The organism is Nocardia sp. NPDC057663 (assembly GCF_042799895.1).
Lineage (GTDB): Bacteria > Actinomycetota > Actinomycetes > Mycobacteriales > Mycobacteriaceae > Nocardia.
Map to the genome: position 1 here is coordinate 113,007 of NZ_JBHVHX010000010.1, position 16,184 is coordinate 129,190.

The following is a 16,184-nucleotide window of genomic DNA, read 5'->3' on the forward strand; positions in this document are numbered from 1 at the left end:
CGGAGTACCACCCCGACGTCGAGCGTATTGGAGTGCGCGATGAAGTTTGCTGTTCCGGCTGTTGCCAGCGCGGTCGGCGGCGCCCTGCTGAGCGCAATCGCCGTCTTCGCGATCACGGCAGCGGTGCAGCAGAACACGGCGCCCTCGATCGACCGCAGCGGTGACAAGGACTCCTCGCTGCTCAACGCCCCTGAATACGGCAGCCGCTGAGTCCGACGCCGGCGCGTCACGCCCCCTAGCGGGGCAACCGGACACGGCACCACTGGGTTGGCGCTGGTTCGTCGGCACGGTCGTAGCCGCCTTCGTCCTGACATTCGCGCAGGCGCCAGGGCTCACCGTCGCGGACACCAAATACGACCTCGCGCAGAACCCGCTGGGTTTCCTCGCGCGGGCATCGCACCTGTGGAGCAGTCAGGCTCCGATGGGCCAGGTGCAGAACCAGGCCTACGGCTACTTCTTCCCGCACGGCACGTTCTTCTCCGCCGGGCACCTGCTGAACCTGCCCGCCTGGGTGACCCAGCGCATCTGGTGGGCGCTGCTGCTGCTGGCCGGATTCTGGGGCATCGTCAAGCTGTGCGAAACGCTGGGCGTCGGCGCGCGCGGGTCGCGGGTGATCGCCGGTATCGCGTTCGCGTTGTCGCCGCGCGTGCTCACCACGCTCGGCTCGATCTCGTCGGAAACGCTGCCGATGATGCTGGCGCCGTGGGTGCTGCTCGCGCCCGCCGCGCTGGGGGTCACCCTGCGAAATCGGCGAGGTGCGGCTGCTACCGGGCCCGGTAGTCACGGCACGACAGCGGCCGAGCCCGGTGATCAAGGCTCGACGGCGACCACGCCCGGCGACGCGGATCCGGGCGGCGGATCCCGGGCGATCCGGCGCGGTGGTGCGCTCTCGCCGGCCGGGAGCGCACTCGCACTTGCCCTGATGGGCTCGGTGAACGCGGTGGCGACCGTGGCCGCGTTCCTGCCCGCCGCGCTGTGGTGGGCCTCGTATCGGCCGAATCGGCGGTGGTGGCGGTTCACGGCGGCCTGGATTCCGCTGCTGGTGCTGGCGACCTTCTGGTGGGTGGTGCCGCTGCTGCTGCTCGGCAAGGTAAGCCCGCCGTTCCTCGACTACATCGAGTCCTCGGGGGTGACGACGCAGTGGGCCTCGCTGAGCGAGGTGCTGCGCGGCACGGACAGCTGGACGCCGTTCGTGTCCCCAGAGCGCATCGCGGGCGCGGTGCTGGTCACCCAGCCCGCGGCGGTGCTGGCGACCGGGTTGCTCGCCGCGGCGGGCATGGCCGGGCTGGCCCGCTCGTCCATGCCGTACCGGGGCAGGTTCGCGCTGATCCTGCTCGTCGGCCTGGCCGGGATCAGCGCCGGATACGTGGGTGAGCTCGGTGGCCCGTTCGCCGAATCGGTGCGGGTGTTCCTCGACTCCAGCGGCGCGCCGCTGCGCAATGTGCACAAGCTGGAGCCGCTGATCCGGCTGCCCCTGGTGATCGGCCTGGCGCACCTGCTCGGCCGGGTGCCCCTGCCCGCCTCGGTGCCGCTGCGGGAGTGGCGCAACACGTTCGCCCACCCGGAGCGGGACCGGCGCGTCGCCGTCGCCGCCTTGATCCTGGCCGCGCTCACCCTCGCCACCTCGCTGGCGTGGACCGGCAAGCTCGCGCCGCGCGGCGCCTACGACCAGGTGCCCGCGTACTGGACCGAGACCGCGGACTGGCTGGCCGACAATGCCGCCGACACCCGTGCGCTGGTCGTGCCCGGCGCGCCGTTCGGCAGCCAGATCTGGGGACTCACCCGCGACGAACCGCTGCAAGCCTTGGCGAGCACGCCCTGGGCCGTGCGTGATTCGGTCCCGCTGAATCCGCCGGGCACCATCCGCGCGATGGATTCGGTGCAGCGGCTCATCGCCGACGGCAGGCCGTCGACCGGACTCGCCGCCACCCTCGCCGACCAGGGCATCGGAGTTCTGGTGCTGCGCAACGACCTCGACCCCGAGACCTCGCGATCGACCCGGCCGATGCTGGCGCACCGCGCGATCGAGGGTTCGCCGGGGCTGACGAAAGTCGCCGAATTCGGCGATCTGATCGGGCCGCGCGCGGCGGACGCCGGGCTGGTCGTGGACAACGATCTGCAGCCCGCCTATCCGGCGATCGAGATCTACCGGGTCGAGGTGCCGCCTCCCGGCACCCCCGTCGACGTCCACAGCGGCACCGGCGCGCCGCCCGGGTTCCCCGGCGCGTACACCGTCGCGCTGGACTCGGTGCCGGTCGTGCAGGGCGGCCCCGAAGTGCTGGAGCGGATCCGGCGCGATACCGGAAACCCCACGGCCCCGGTACTTCTCGCCGCCGACGCCGCGCGGGCCGGGCTGCCGCCGAAACCGACGCTGCTGACCGATACGCCGATGGATCGTGAGACCGACTTCGGGCGGGTCGACAATCACAACTCCGCGGTGCGCGCCGCCGACGACGCGCGCCGCACCCACAATCTGGTGCCCGACTATCCGGTCGACGGCACTCCGCTGGTGCGCGGCGAGTGGTCGGGCGCGAAGGTCACCGCATCCAGCTCCGCGGCCGATGCCACCCAGATCGGCGGCTCGGCCCCCGGCAGCTCCACCGCCGCCGCGGTCGACGGCGATCCGAGTACCGCCTGGATCAGCAACGGCGCCGAATCCGCACTCGGACAATGGCTCCGGCTCGATCTCGACAAACCGATCACGACGGGCTCGCTGCGGTTCACCACCACGGCGGCCGCGCTGGGCGATCCGGTGAAGTGGGTGGAGGTCCGCACCTCACGTGGCACGGTGTCGGCGCGGATCACCGAACCCGGTGCGCCCGTGAATGTTCCGCTGCCCGCGGGCAAGACCGACTGGGTGATGATCACCGCCGCGCAGACCGAGACCGGCACCAGCGGTGGCCAATTCGGGATCAGCGAACTCACCCTCGACGACTACACGGTGCGGGACGCGCCGGTCCCCGTCGATATCCGGCATCGCATCGTGCTCCCCGATGTCGCGCCGGGCACCACGGTCACCGGATGGGACCTCGGACAGGAATTCCCCGGTCGCAGTGCGTGTTTCGACGGTCCCGACCGGGTGCACTGCAGCAAGGGACTCGGGCTGCCCGCCGAGGAACCCGGCGTCTTCGGCCGTACGCTCTCGGTCCCCGAGCCGCTCACCGCCACCACCGAGCTGACCGTCCGCACCCGGCCAGGCCCCGCGCTGGAGGCGCTGCTCACCGACCACACCCGGCCCGTGGCGCGCGGCAAGGCCGATGTCGGCGACCTGCGTGGCGCCGCGTTCGCCGCCACCGACGGCGATCCGAAGACCACCTGGACGGCGCCGGAGTCGACTGTGCGCAGTCTCGCGGGCGCCAAACCCACACTGGTGCTGGAACTTCCGGAGCCCACCGAGGTCACCGGGCTCGATCTCACCACCGCGCTCGGCGGACTGCCCGCCACCGCCACCGCCGTCGTGGTGAACCTCGGCAACGGTCCGCAGGTCCGCGAACTCCCCGAGCGCGAACACGGCGAGCCCGCGCGGATCTCGCTGTACCCCACGGTCACCGACCGCGTCGAGATCAGCATCCAGAGCTGGAACGAGGTGCTCGACCGCACCGCGCTCGGCTTCGTGCTCTCCCAGCCCGCCGGGCTCGCCGAGGTGGAGGTGCTCGGCCCCGAGTACCCCGCACCCGCGGCGGGCGATCGGCTCGTCACCATCGACTGCGCGGACGGGCCGGTAATCGCGATCGGCGGCCGCACCGTACACACCACAATCACCGCCACCGCCGACGAACTCCGTTCCGGCGCACCGGTTTCCGCGCGGGCGTGCGCGGAGGACGCGGCCGATGTCGAGCTGCTGCCAGGGCATCCCGACCTCACCGTCGCACCGACCGAGCTGTTCACGGTCGACCGGCTGCGGTTGATCCGCACCGATCCGATCGCGCCCGCGCCCACCGCTCCCGGCACCCAGTTGCTCGTCCTGCCGCTCAGCACGAATGTCGGCTGGGCGGCGCACACGGCCGACGGGCGGGAACTGTCGCCGGTGGTGGTCGACGGCTGGCAGCAGGCGTGGGTCGTCCCGGCGGGCACGACCGGGCAGATCACCGTGTCGTTCCCGGCCGACCGCTGGTACCGGCTCGCCATCTTCGGCGGTCTGCTGCTGTTGATTCCGCTGGTGCTGCTGGCGATCCCGCGGCGGCGCGCGGTGCCTGATGCCGGTCCGGCGCCGGTGACCTGGGGTGTTCGCTGGGCCGCCGCGGTCGGGCTGACCGGTGTGGTCACGGTCGTGTCGGGGCCGGTCGGCGCGGTGTTCACGCTGATCGCGCTGGGTTGTAGCCGCTTCCGGCCCACGATGACCGCCCAGGCGCTGCCATGGGTGGCCGGGTTGGGGACGCTGATCTCGGCGGCCGCGCTGTCGACGGGGACGTGGCGTTCGGGGACGCCCTATATGGGTGGCTCGCTGTGGGCGCAGGCGCCCGCCGTCATCGCTGTCGTCGCGGTCGGTGTCGCGGCGCTACCGCGTCGACGGCGCTGACTCGGCGACCGGCTCGGCCCGTTTGCGAGCGGCCACGGCCCGGTCCCAGCGGCGGGCCAGGCGACGTGCCGGGTCCTCGATCAGCGCGAAGCTCGCGGCGGCGAGCGGCATGGTCAGGGCGGTGGTCAGCACGAGGACATAGCCGAACTGGCCGCTGAACGGGAGGATGCCGAACACCGGGAAGACCATGGTCAGTACGACGAGGTGCCACAGGAAGATGCCGTAGGACCAGCGGCCGAGGGTGAGGGCGGTCGGCGATTCGAGCCAGCGGTGCGGCGCGGCGTCGGCCGGGCGCAGGACCAGCGGGGCGAGCAGGCCGAATCCGATGATCATGCCGAGCAGCATCTTCATCGCGTACTGCCACGGCTCGGCACGTTCCAGGCCCGCCGGACCGCCGAACTCGGTCGCCGAGACGAGGAACGCGGCCAGCGCCAGCGCCCACATCAGCGGCTGCGAGGAGAACAGCTTGCCCCACCAGGCACCGGGCCTGACCTGGTGGATCAGTTCGGCGAGCACCATGCCCGCCGCGAACCACGGCAGGTAGCCGGGCAGCCAGTTGTCGGCGTGGATGGCGTCCGGTGTCGGCACCGGCCACAGGTTCCAGGTCAGGCTCACCGCGATCAGCCCGCAGAGCACGGGCACCCGCCAGCGGGCCGCCGGGCCGCGCAACCACACGATCGACCAGGCCAGCAGCGGCAGCACCAGATAGAAGGCCACCTCCACCGACAGGCTCCACATCTGCGTGAGGCCCTCGGTGAGCGTCAGGGGGACGAACACCTGGAGCAGGAACAGATTCGACACCCACACCCGCAGGTTCGCCGACTGCGCGGCGCCGGGCAGCAACAGCAGCACGAACACCACGACGGCCCAGTACGCGGGCACGATGCGCATGAGGCGATGCAGCAGATAGCGGCCGGTCGTCGGCGCGCGGCCCATGCCGTGCGCCACCGCCGCGTGCGGGCGCCACAGCAGGAAGCCCGACAGCGCGAAGAACACCGCGACCGCCATGTCGAAGCGCTCCAGGATCGGGCCGAGCACCGCGACCTTGCCTGCTCCGGTCTGGAAGGAGACATGGGTGAGCAAGACGCCGAGCGCAGCCATCCCACGCATGCCTTCCAATGCGGGAATGAAGGCGCGCGGCGCGGGGACGGGGGCGGTGGCGGTTGTCATCGCTCCCCATTTTGCCCGGTCGGCGATTTACCGGGCGCAGCGCCGCACTCTGTAAGGCCGGGCTGTTAGTGTCGGGGCTCACGAGGGCCGGTGCAATACCAGACCACCGGAGGATCCGTGTTCGAACGACGAGGAGAGTTTGCATGGCACTGAGTGCCGGTACCAGAAGGACGGTCGCCTGCGTGCTCGTGGGTCTGGGCGCGGCATTACTCGTCGCCGCGCTGATGATCCCCACCTACACCGTGAGCAAGGTGGCCAAGACTCCGCTCGACCTCGAGATCACCACGATCGCGGAGAACCAGAAGGGTGAGGACAGCCTCGTCCTCGATTCCAAGTCGCTGACCACCGGCGACGGTCCGGCCGTCGTGAACAAGGACGTGCCGCTGATCTCCCAGCGCTTCGTCACCGTCGAGGAGCCCTCCGACGCGAACGATATGACGCTGCAGGCAGGCCAGACGCTGCGCCGCACCGATGTGCAGGGCGACACCGGCCTGCTCACCGCGACCATCGACCGGGTCACCATCTCGCGCACCACCGGCATGCCGGTCGACACCGAGCCCAACGGCTCGATCGCGGTCACCGTCAACAAGGACGGCAGTGTCATGGAGCCGGTGCAGCACACCGGTCTCGGCTACCGCTTCCCGATCGGCACCGAGCAGAAGACGTACCCGTACTTCGACATCAACGTGCGCAAGTCCTTCGACGCGAACTTCATCGAAGAGACCGAGATCAACAGCATGAAGGTCTACCACTTCCAGATGACCGCGCCGGTCACCAGCACCTGGGACGTCGTGCAGGCGCCGGCCAACCGGCTGACCCTGCCCGCGTCGAAGTGGGGCGTGACCGACGTGCCCGCCGACACCCCGGTCACCATGACCCGCTACTACACCAACGTGCGTGACCTGTGGGTCGAGCCGCAGACCGGCACCGTCATCAAGGGCGGCGAGTCGATCCACCTGTTCTACGCCCGCTCGGCCGACAAGCCCGAGGTGACCGCGCTCAAGTCGCACATCGTGTTCGACGAGTCGACCGTCGAGTCGCAGATCTCGATCGCCAAGGAGAACATCGACAAGCTGTCGCTGTTCGGCCGCATCGTGCCGATCGTGTTCGGCATCCTCGGCGTGATCGCCGTGCTCGCCGGCCTGTTCCTCGGCCTGCGCGGCGGTAGCGCCCCGGCCCACGCCAGCCCGCGCGGCCGCCGCCCGACCCCCGCTCCGACGGCGGCCCCGGACGACACCCCCACCACGCGGTGGGGCGCCGACGACGCGCCGACCACCCAGTTCCCCCGCGGCGATTACGACGCGCCGACCGAACAGATCGACATCGACAAGCGTCCCTGAGGACACTGCTCCGCGAACGGCCCTGGTCTTCCGACCGGGGCCGTTCTTCGTTCGTGTGATCGGCTACGAGGCGGTACCGCTGCTGACGGTCGGCGCCGCAGCAGGAGGGCCGCCGCGGGCGGCGGTGCGCAGGACGACGACCGCGACGATCACGGTGGTCACGGCGGCTACCGAGACCGCGATGGTGATCAGGGAACCGATCGTGCGGGCGAAGGTGAGCATCAGGGTCACCTCGAGGGCCAAGCCGATCCAGGTGACGGCGGCCAAGGCGGTGCGCTCGACGGCGATCGCGGACAGCAGGGCACCTTGCAGGACCGCCAGGATCGCGCCGTGCAGGGCGAACACCCACAGCATGCTCTGGATGGGTGCGTAATCCTGCCCGGCGAACAGCGGCGCGAGCGGCGCGGCCACCGCGGCCCCGATCACCGCGACGACACCGATCACCGAGAGCACCGAGAGGGCGTCGCGAATCGCGCGCGCCGAATGCGCAGGTTGGGCCATGCGCGGGTACAGCACGACGCCTACCGCCTGGGGCAGCCAGAACGCGATCTTCGTGGCGATGGTGCCCAGTGAGTAGCGGCTCGCGTCGACGTCGTCGAGGACGATGCGGACCACGATCAGGTCCACCGAGGACAGCGCCATCAGTGCCGCCTGCACTTGAACCGCACGCAGCACCGGAAGGACACCGATCGCCCGGCTCGCACGGGCCGCTGCCGGTCCGCGCTTCGATCCGCCCTCGCCTGTCTGCGTGGGTGCTCCAGCCATCCCGCCCGATTGCGCGCCGGACTCGGCAGGGGTCGACTTGTCCGACGTGTCGGGGGCCGAGCCGGATGACCCGCCGACATCGTGCGCGCGCGCCGTCGACCGGGCGATGCGTCCGGCGATGATCGCCGCGCAGACGATGCCCGCCGCGCCTGCCCACAGTGCACCGGCCGCGCCGCCGCCGAGGGCGAGTGCGACCAGTGCGGGTGCCACGCGCGCCGTCCCGGCCATCGCGAGCACCGTGGCCAGCGCACGGAAATGATTGCCGCCCTGCAGAATTCCCTGTTCGCCCGACAGTACGACCAGCGCGGGCGCCGCACCGAGCGCGGCGGCGGCAGCCCACACGCCGACGTGCAGTACCCCGGCGACCACCGGCACCAGCACCACGGCGACCGCGGCGACCAGTGCGGCGCAGCGCCACTGCATCGCCCGCACCGCGCGCAGATCGGCACCGAGGACGACCTCGCGCGCCACCACGTTCTGCATAGCCAGGGCGGGGACCGCGCACAGCAGCTGCACCGCGAGCAGGCTCGCGAACTCGCTGTACCCGGCGACGCCGAGCCAGCGGCCTGCGAGCAATTGCAGCAGGTACCCGGCGACGTTGGCGGTCATCGCGCCGGCCGTCACCCAGGTCAGGTCAGCAACGACAGGGGGGCGACGGACCGAGGACACGCCCCATCGTCGCACCTCCGCGCGCTTCGTATCACCACTACCCCGAAAATGTGAGTCCGAGCGGACTCACCTTGCCCGCCGCGGGGCCGGCGGCCCCGAGAACGGGCCCGCACTCGCCTCGCGGGCCGCCCGCATCGTGGCAGGCACACGACGGCACCCCACGACGGCGGATCGGACCGGCCCGGCCCGCCGGGTTGCTGGGCGATCGACGGGACGTAAGGTGCAGTGGCGTGACGGGAGATCGGCGTGCGAGGGCCTGGGTGGCCGGATATTGCGCACTGCTCGCGCTGATCATCGTCGGACCACTGGCCGGGTCGGGATACCTGCTGCTCCGCGACGCCGTCAGCACCCCACGCTCTTTCCTCACCGATTCCGCCCTCGGCCTCGGCGCCGCCGCACCACGTGCGGTCCCCCAGGACGCCCTCCTCGCCGTCCTGTCCGCGATGATCGACGGCGGCCTCCTCGTGAAGGCGATCCTGATCGTCGCCCTGTGGTCGGCCGGCTACGGCGCCGCCGTCCTCACCCGCGAATTCCTGGCCGCATCGACCCCCGCCCAACTGGTAGCCGCCACCCTCGCCCTCTGGAACCCCTTCGTCGCCGAACGCCTCCTGCAAGGCCACTGGAGCCTGCTCGCGGGCTACGCCGCCCTCCCCTGGACCGCGCTGGCAGCCGTCCGAGTCAGGCAAGCGACACAGCGACACCGCCCCCTTGCCGCCGCCAAAACGGCCACAAGGGCAGGCACGGACACCCGCACGCCAATAGGTGCTCCCGCGAGCGCAGCACCCAGCGACTCGGTCGATCGACCTGCCAGGGGCGACGTGGGGCGTGCTGCCTCGAGTTGGTCATCCGGCGCTTGGGCCGCGCTCACCGCCGGTTTCGCGGCTGCCGGGCTGACGCCGACGGGATCGCTGCTGGCCGCGATCATCGGGCTCGCGCTGGTCGGGCGACGCGCTTTCCTGCCTGCCGCGGTCCTATGGATCGCCACCTGTGCGCCGTGGCTGACGGCGACGGTGCTGGGGTCGGGTGCGGAGCCGTCTGATCCGGCGGGGGTGTCGGCGTTCGCGGCCAGGGCCGAACCGTGGCTCGGCACGCTGGGCAGTCTCGCCGGGCTGGGTGGGATCTGGAACAGCGAGGCGGTGCCTGTCACCAGGACGACCCCGTTGGCACTGGTCGGGACGGTGTTGTTGCTCGGCATCGTCGCGCTCGGTGTGCGAGCAGTGTGGCGGCTCGGGCGAGACGGCCGGACCCTGCTGATCATCGCGGCTGTGGCCATCGTGCTACCAGCCCTCGGAGCGACCAGTGTGGGGCTCGCGGTCGGTGAGTGGCTGGTGGTTCATATTCCCGGGGCAGGTCTGCTGCGCGATACGCAGAAGTACGTGGCGCTGGCGATGCCCGCCTATGCACTGTGCGCGGCGGCTGCATGCCGGACAGTCAGCCTCTGGTGGCGCCGATACGCGGTCGATGGTTCCGAGGCAGCTACCGATCTCCGCGAACCCACTGACCAGCCGAAGGGCGCGGCAGACGCACCGAGTCGCAGCGCTGCCGGAGCCTCCGCTGTCGCAGTCCTCTTCATCGCGCTGCTGATCCTGCCGCTGGCCGACCTGGCGTGGGGGGTGGGCGGCACGATGCGCCCGGCGCATTACCCAGCCGGCTGGGCGCAGGTCGTCGACCGCATGGACGCACCCGGTGACGTCGCCGTCCTCCCGGCCGGCATGTTCCGCCGATTCCAGTACAGCGGAACAGCTCCCGTCCTCGACCCGGCCCCGCGCATCCTCCCGAACGACGTCCTGCAAACCGGTGAACTCCGGGTCCGCGGCTATGCCGTCACCGGCGAGGGCAATCGGGCTCGCACCGTCGAGGACGCACTATTGCGTGGCGCGACACCCGCCGAGATCGCCGCACTCGGCGTCGGCTGGATCGTCGTGGAGCGCACCACCCCCGGCCCACTCGGCGACTCCGAGAAGACGCTCACCGCAGCGGAATTGGCCTATCAGGACGCCGACCTGGCCCTGTATCGCATACCGGGCCACACCCCCACCGATATCGCCACACCGGCACAGCGGTGGATATCCGCGGCAGCCCACCTGCTGTGGGCGGCCTTGCTGGTCGGCGGCCTGCTCACCGCCGCACTGCTACCGCGAATCAGCCCTGCGCGGGCGGCGCGACCAACCCGGTGACGAAAGCACCACGGGCAGCAGCGGACAGCACTTCGTAAACCCCGGAACCTGTTTGTTCCCAGGAGAATTCATGGGCACGCGCCCGCGCCTTCTCACCCATCATCAGGCGGGTGTCCGGATCCGCCAGCAGGTCACCGGCCGCTTCGGCGAGCGCGGGCGCATCGTCGACCAGCAGTCCGGTGACGCCGTCGACGATGGAGTCGGTGAGCCCGCGCGAGCTGCGGTAGCCGATGGTCGGCACACCGTGCTGGGCCGCTTCGATGACGGCCAGACCCCAGCCCTCCTTGCGGGAGGGCATGACGTGGACCCACGCGGTCGACAGGATCTCGTGCTTGCGGCGTTCGTCGACGTGCCCGTGGAAGGTGACGGCGTCGGCGATGCCGAGCTCGTCGGCGCAGGCACGCAGGTTCGGCGCCCACCAACCGTCGCCGATGACGTCGAGGTGCACGTCGGGGAACCGCTGACGCAGGGCGGCGACGGCGGTCAGCGCGTCCTCGATCTGCTTGTGCGGAACCAGGCGGGACAGGACGGCGATGCGCGGATGATCGGCGCGCGTGGTTTCGGCGCCGGGAACGACCTCGGCAGGCACCGGTTCGGCGCCGTTGCGGACGACGGCGATGCGCTCGCGGTCGACGCCGAGCACGGCCAGCTCCTCGGCGGAGGGAAGCGACACGGTGAGGTACTGGTTGGCGCGGTGCACGCGCGGCGACAGGCGCGACTCGATCCACCAGCCGATCCGCCCGACCAGCTTGCCCGCGACCGGCCACTGCTCGCGGTGACCGTGGTGCACCAGCACCACCGAGGGCACGCCGGTGGCGCCCGCGAAGAAGGGGATGCCGTTCTGGGTGTCGATCACGACGTCGGGGCGCACGCCGCGCAGCGGCCCGATCCCGAGCCGACCGGCCATGATGGCGACCAGCGCCCGTGGATACACGGTGAACCGGCCACCGGCGCGGCTGATGTCGATGCCGTCGATCCGCTCACGCCGGGGCGCACCCGGATAACCGGCCGTACGCAGGGTGACCTTGACGCCGCGGGCGGCCAGCTGGGCGCCGACCTGCTCCAGGTACCGCTCGCTGCCGCCGCCCTGCGGGTGCCCCGTGTCTCGCCAGCACAGCAGGAGGACTTCACGCACGTTCGGGGCTCGCAATCGGGTAGGTCGAGGACAAAGGTCGGCACCCACCCTAGCGGGTGTGTTCCGCGCTACACATCGATATCGGCACGCCCGTCCCGCTGTGTCCGGCTGGACCACACGAGCGGCCCCGGCGGCGCTGCCCATAAACTCTGCCCGTGCCGACCGCATCCCTGCCGAGAACCGAGCAGCACGTCCAGCGCCGCGACCAGTCCAGGTTCGCGCGCCGCGCGACGCTGCGCCGCTCGCTGCGGCTGCTCACCAGCTTCCGGTTCGAGCAGTCCGACCCGGCCAGGTTCTACGGCGGCATCGCCACCGACAGCGCCGACCTGATCAGCGACTTCTACGCCGACATCGCAGGCCGCGACCTCGACGGCACCGTCGTCCTCGACGTCGGCGGCGGCCCGGGGTACTTCGCCGACGAGTTCACCGCGGCGGGCGCGCGCTACGTCTCGGTCGAGCCCGATCCGTCGGAGATGCACGCCGCCGGCCTGCGGGTTTCCGGTTCGGTCCGCGGATCGGGGATGGCGCTGCCGTTCCGCGACAACGCCTTCGACGTCTGCTTCTCCTCGAACGTGGCCGAGCACGTGCCGCAGCCGTGGGTGATGGCGGAGGAGATGGTGCGCGTGACCAAGCCCGGCGGCCTCATCGTGTTCTCCTACACGGTGTGGCACGGACCGTTCGGCGGTCACGAGACCGGCCTCTGGCACTACCTCGGCGGCGAGTACGCCGCCCGCCGGTACCGTCGCAAGCACGGGCGCGAACCCAAGAACCGGTTCGGCAGGTCGCTGTTCGCGGTGACCGCTGCCGACGGTTTGCGCTGGGCGGCAACGACTTCGGCCGACGTACGAACAGTGTTCCCCCGCTATCACCCGCGCTGGGCGTGGTGGCTTGTTCGAGTTCCGGTGATCCGCGAGCTACTGGTGAGCAACCTGGTGGTCGTCGCCACCAAGGTCGATCAGCCCAGCCAGCTCAACCGACGCGACCTGCGGGCAGGTGCTGGTAACGCGCTGGCCCACGGCGACTCCTGAATCGCCAGGCCCACGGTCTCCAGTGTGGTCAGTCCGACCTGATCGGCGAGTACCCCCACCATCGCGACCACCTCGGCGGCCTGAATGGCGGCAGTTGCCTGCTCGATCGTGAGCGTGCGGCCCGGCAGGAAGGACACAACCCATCCCCCGCTGCCCACACTCTTCGCTTGATGGTCGGTCTGGTCGCTGGTCATCAACGATCGGCCGATCACTTGCACAGCCATGAGTCGGTCTCCCCAATTCGCTGTTACGGTCTGATGAATCGAGCGAGCTGATCAGTAGCTAAAGCATCCCCTTTTCACCAACAGAACGCAATAGTGCGTTTTCCCGAAAAGCGAACCGACAGGTTGGAATTCGCCCTGTTCACAGTTGTTGCGGGACAGCGAATTAGAACGTGTTGCAGACAACCTGGCCACAAAACTGTAACGTGTTCTTATGCACTACGACAGTCTGTTCATCGGCGGGAAGTGGACCACCCCTGCCGGTAGTGACCGCATTTCCGTGGTCTCACCCGCAACGGAGGAGACCGTCGGCAGCGTGCCCGCGGTAACGAAGGCCGATGTGGACGCGGCGGTCGCCGCGGCCCGCGACGCCTTCGACAGCGGACCGTGGCCATCCACACCGCCACTGGAACGAGCAGAGGTGCTCACCAGGGCGGCCCGACTGATCGAGCAGCGTTCGCCCGAATTGCTCGCCGCGCTCACCGCGGAGATGGGCGCACCTTCGTTAGCCGCCTTGACACTCAACCAGATTCCGGCCGTCGCCGCGCTCGACGCCTGGGCGGCACTGGCTAAGACGTTCCAGTGGAACGAGACTCGCACCGGCCTGTTCGGAACCTCCCGTGTCTCACGGGAACCGCGCGGTGTCGTCGCGGCGATCACCGCCTGGAATGTCCCGATGTTCCTCGCCGCGAACAAGCTCGGCCCCGCCCTGCTGGCCGGCTGCACCGTGGTGCTCAAGCCCTCGCCGCTGACCCCGCTGACGGCCAACCTCCTCGCCGACATCTTCACCGAGGCCGGGCTCCCGGACGGCGTGCTCTCGGTACTGCCCGCCGACGCGGCGGAGAGCGAATACCTCGCCGGCCACCCCGGCGTCGACAAGGTGACCTTCACCGGCAGCACCGCGGTCGGCCGCAAGCTCGCCGCGCTGGCGGGCGAGCAGCTCAAGACCGTCTCGCTGGAACTGGGCGGCAAGTCGGCCGCCATCGTGCTCGAGGACGTCGACCTCGCCGCCAGCATCCCCGTGCTGGCGTTCTCCGGGTTGATGAACAGCGGGCAGGGCTGTGTCGCGCAGACCCGCATCCTCGCGCCGCGCAGCCGCTACGACGAGATCGTCGACGCGCTGGTCGCCCACGTCAAGACCATGCAGACCGGCGACCCGACCGATCCCGCCACCCAGCTCGGCCCGCTGATCAGCGAGAAGCAGCGCGACCGGGTGGAGAGCTACATCGCCAAGGGCAAGGAAGAAGGCGCGCGCCTGGTACTCGGCGGCGGCAGGCCCGCGGGCGTCGAGCGCGGCTGGTTCGTCGAGCCGACGATCTTCGCCGACGTCGACAACGCGAGCACCATCGCCCAGGAGGAGATCTTCGGGCCCGTGCTCTCGGTGATCCCGTACGAGACCGAGGAGGAGGCGATCGCCATCGCGAACGACTCCGACTACGGCCTGGCCGGTTCGGTGTGGACCACCGACATCGAGCACGGCGTCGAGATCGCGGCCAAGGTGCGCACCGGCACCTACGCGATCAACTGGTACGCGTTCGATCCCACCGCACCGTTCGGCGGGTACAAGAACTCGGGTATCGGCCGCGAGAACGGCCCCGAGGGGCTCGACGCGTTCTGCGAGCAGAAGTCGGTGCTGATGCCGATGGGCTGGACCGCGGGCTAGTTCTCCGGCATCACGACCCGGAGTACCGGCTGTCCGGCCACCTGGCCCCGGGGTGGTAGGTCGACCACGTCGACCCGCCACCCCGGCGGCAGGGCCCGTTGTAAGCGGCCCGCCACTCGTTGCAGTGGCGTGCTCGAGTAGGCGTCGGACTTGTATCCGGTCACCAGATCGGTCATGCGTCAACCACCTCTCAGCATCGATCTCGTCGGGACCGCGTCTGCGGCACTCGAGTCTCGAAAGGGAGTTAGCTCGGATGGTGCGACGTGCGGAGGATCCTGACCAGAAATATAGGTGACAGCGCCCATCCGCAGGCAGCAACCCTCTGACATCGACAGATATACCCACAATCGAGTCGGGGAAATCGTCCGCGACGGAAGTGATCGGGAAACTCTGAGTTCGCTTGCCCGGCTCCACACCGTTTACAGCCCTGAAAATCAGCAGTGAAACCGGCGCTGGGCCGGATCAGTGCCGGAGCGAGCGCCGATACGCCGACGGCGTGAGCCCGGTCGCGGCGCGCAGGTGATCGCGCAACGCCGTCACACTGCCGAACCCCGACCGCTGCGCGACCGTCTCCACCGGTAGCCCGGTGACCTCCAGCATTTCGCGCGCCCGGCCGAGCCGTTGCGCGTCCAGCCAGGCGCGCGGCGTGGTGCCGACCTCGGCCTTGAACCGGCGGATGAACGTCCGCTCGCTCATCAGCGCGTGCGCGGCGAGCGCGGGAACATCGAAGGCGTCTTCGGGATTCGCGACCGCCCAGGTCAGCGTCGCGGCCAGGCCACCGTGTGGATCGGCGCCGCCCATCGGCTGCGGGATGTACTGCGCCTGGCCCCCCTCACGGTGCGGTGGCACGACGTTCCAGCGCGCGAGGTCGGCGGCCGCCGCCGCGCCCAGCTCGCGGCGCGCGATGTGCAGGCACAGGTCGAGGCCCGCGGACAGGCCCGCCGAGGTCAGGATGTCGCCGTCGTCGATGTAGAGGGCCGACGGGTCGAGTTTCACCGCGGGATAGAGCTGGGCGAACTGGTCGCAGTAGCCCCAGTGGGTGGTCGCGGGGCGATCATCCAGCAAGCCGGCCTGGGCCAGGACGAACGCGCCGATGCAGATGCTCGCGATCGTCGCCCCGCGGTCCGCCGCCGCGCGCAGGGCGTCCAGGGCGGGTTCCGGGGTGGGTAGTGTCGGCAGGCCGATACCGGGGACGACGATCAGGTCGGCCTCGGCCAGCAGTTCCACACCGTGTTCGACATGCAGGTCGAAGCCGTTCGGCGTCCACACCGGACCCGCCCGGACGCCACAGGTGCGCATCCGGAAACCCACCGGCTCGCCGGTGACACCGGGTCCGTGCCGGAACGCCTGCACCGCACAGGCCAGGTCGAAGGTCATCACCCCGTCCAGCGCGAGCGCGGCGACCTCTATCATGTCTTCAGTTTGGCACGTATCCACGCATTGCTGGCATTTCCGCCACTTCACCGAGCCTGCCCGCTCCGCGACACTCGACGGGCA

Annotated in this window: 11 protein-coding genes; 6 read left to right on the forward strand and 5 right to left on the reverse strand. The window is 70.4% G+C overall.

The genetic code is table 11. The annotated features are described in order from the left end of the window. Nucleotides 1–39 precede the first annotated feature (39 nt). Both ACFVAV_RS21735 and ACFVAV_RS21740 read left to right on the forward strand, forming a co-directional pair. Entirely contained in the window at nt 40–210 is a 171-nt protein-coding gene (locus tag ACFVAV_RS21735) for a DUF2613 domain-containing protein (RefSeq protein ID WP_022566695.1), read from the forward strand. Continuing rightward, nucleotides 191–4,519, forward strand: coding sequence for an alpha-(1->3)-arabinofuranosyltransferase (locus ACFVAV_RS21740; RefSeq protein WP_379036981.1), 4,329 nt, complete (start codon nt 191–193; stop codon nt 4,517–4,519). Before ACFVAV_RS21735 ends, ACFVAV_RS21740 begins: the two co-directional genes overlap by 20 nt. Here ACFVAV_RS21740 and ACFVAV_RS21745 read toward each other — a convergent pair. Continuing rightward, entirely contained in the window at nt 4,499–5,689 is a 1,191-nt protein-coding gene (locus ACFVAV_RS21745) for an acyltransferase family protein (protein ID WP_379036866.1), read from the reverse strand. The two genes, ACFVAV_RS21740 and ACFVAV_RS21745, sit on opposite strands and share 21 nt — an antisense overlap. A gap of 143 nt (nt 5,690–5,832) precedes the next feature. Between ACFVAV_RS21745 and ACFVAV_RS21750 the strand changes: the two genes are divergently transcribed. Next, entirely contained in the window at nt 5,833–7,029 is a 1,197-nt protein-coding gene (locus tag ACFVAV_RS21750) for a DUF3068 domain-containing protein (protein WP_379036868.1), read from the forward strand. Between the two features lie 63 nt (nt 7,030–7,092). Here ACFVAV_RS21750 and ACFVAV_RS21755 read toward each other — a convergent pair whose 3' ends face one another. Next, entirely contained in the window at nt 7,093–8,403 is a 1,311-nt protein-coding gene (locus ACFVAV_RS21755; RefSeq protein ID WP_379036869.1) for a polysaccharide biosynthesis protein, read from the reverse strand. A gap of 290 nt (nt 8,404–8,693) precedes the next feature. Between ACFVAV_RS21755 and ACFVAV_RS21760 the strand changes: the two genes are divergently transcribed. Then, nucleotides 8,694–10,640 carry a hypothetical protein gene (locus tag ACFVAV_RS21760; protein ID WP_379036870.1) on the forward strand — a complete coding sequence of 649 codons (1,947 nt, stop codon included), beginning with the start codon at nt 8,694–8,696 and terminating at the stop codon, nt 10,638–10,640. Here the strand turns inward: ACFVAV_RS21760 and ACFVAV_RS21765 are convergent. Next, nucleotides 10,606–11,775 (reverse strand): glycosyltransferase family 4 protein, encoded by a 1,170-nt coding sequence (locus ACFVAV_RS21765; RefSeq protein ID WP_379036871.1) that lies wholly within the window; start codon nt 11,773–11,775, stop codon nt 10,606–10,608. The two genes, ACFVAV_RS21760 and ACFVAV_RS21765, sit on opposite strands and share 35 nt — an antisense overlap. Before the next feature lie 155 nt (nt 11,776–11,930). Between ACFVAV_RS21765 and ACFVAV_RS21770 the strand changes: the two genes are divergently transcribed. Together ACFVAV_RS21770 and ACFVAV_RS21775 are read left to right on the forward strand one after the other, a co-directional pair. After that, entirely contained in the window at nt 11,931–12,803 is an 873-nt protein-coding gene (locus tag ACFVAV_RS21770) for a class I SAM-dependent methyltransferase (protein ID WP_379036873.1), read from the forward strand. A gap of 435 nt (nt 12,804–13,238) precedes the next feature. Continuing rightward, nucleotides 13,239–14,687, forward strand: coding sequence for an aldehyde dehydrogenase (locus ACFVAV_RS21775; RefSeq protein ID WP_379036875.1), 1,449 nt, complete (start codon nt 13,239–13,241; stop codon nt 14,685–14,687). On the opposite strand, the gene ACFVAV_RS21780 is transcribed toward ACFVAV_RS21775, so the two are convergent. Together ACFVAV_RS21780 and ACFVAV_RS21785 are read right to left on the reverse strand one after the other, a co-directional pair. Then, nucleotides 14,684–14,863: a hypothetical protein gene (locus ACFVAV_RS21780; RefSeq protein WP_189034394.1), complete on the reverse strand. Its 180-nt coding sequence runs from the start codon at nt 14,861–14,863 to the stop codon at nt 14,684–14,686. The two genes, ACFVAV_RS21775 and ACFVAV_RS21780, sit on opposite strands and share 4 nt — an antisense overlap. Before the next feature lie 286 nt (nt 14,864–15,149). Then, nucleotides 15,150–16,100, reverse strand: a complete 951-nt coding sequence (locus ACFVAV_RS21785) for a GlxA family transcriptional regulator (protein ID WP_379036876.1) — start codon at nt 16,098–16,100, stop codon at nt 15,150–15,152. Nucleotides 16,101–16,184 lie beyond the last annotated feature (84 nt).

Bases quoted from the DNA above. Each gene is read 5' to 3' on its own strand.
- ACFVAV_RS21745 (WP_379036866.1), bottom strand. From the start codon at position 5,689: ATGACAACCGCCACCGCCCCCGTCCCCGCGCCGCGCGCCTTCATTCCC.
- ACFVAV_RS21775 (WP_379036875.1), top strand. From the start codon at position 13,239: ATGCACTACGACAGTCTGTTCATCGGCGGGAAGTGGACCACCCCTGCC.
- ACFVAV_RS21755 (WP_379036869.1), bottom strand. From the start codon at position 8,403: ATGACCGCCAACGTCGCCGGGTACCTGCTGCAATTGCTCGCAGGCCGC.
- ACFVAV_RS21750 (WP_379036868.1), top strand. From the start codon at position 5,833: ATGGCACTGAGTGCCGGTACCAGAAGGACGGTCGCCTGCGTGCTCGTG.
- ACFVAV_RS21780 (WP_189034394.1), bottom strand. From the start codon at position 14,863: ATGACCGATCTGGTGACCGGATACAAGTCCGACGCCTACTCGAGCACG.
- ACFVAV_RS21735 (WP_022566695.1), top strand. From the start codon at position 40: ATGAAGTTTGCTGTTCCGGCTGTTGCCAGCGCGGTCGGCGGCGCCCTG.
- ACFVAV_RS21785 (WP_379036876.1), bottom strand. From the start codon at position 16,100: ATGATAGAGGTCGCCGCGCTCGCGCTGGACGGGGTGATGACCTTCGAC.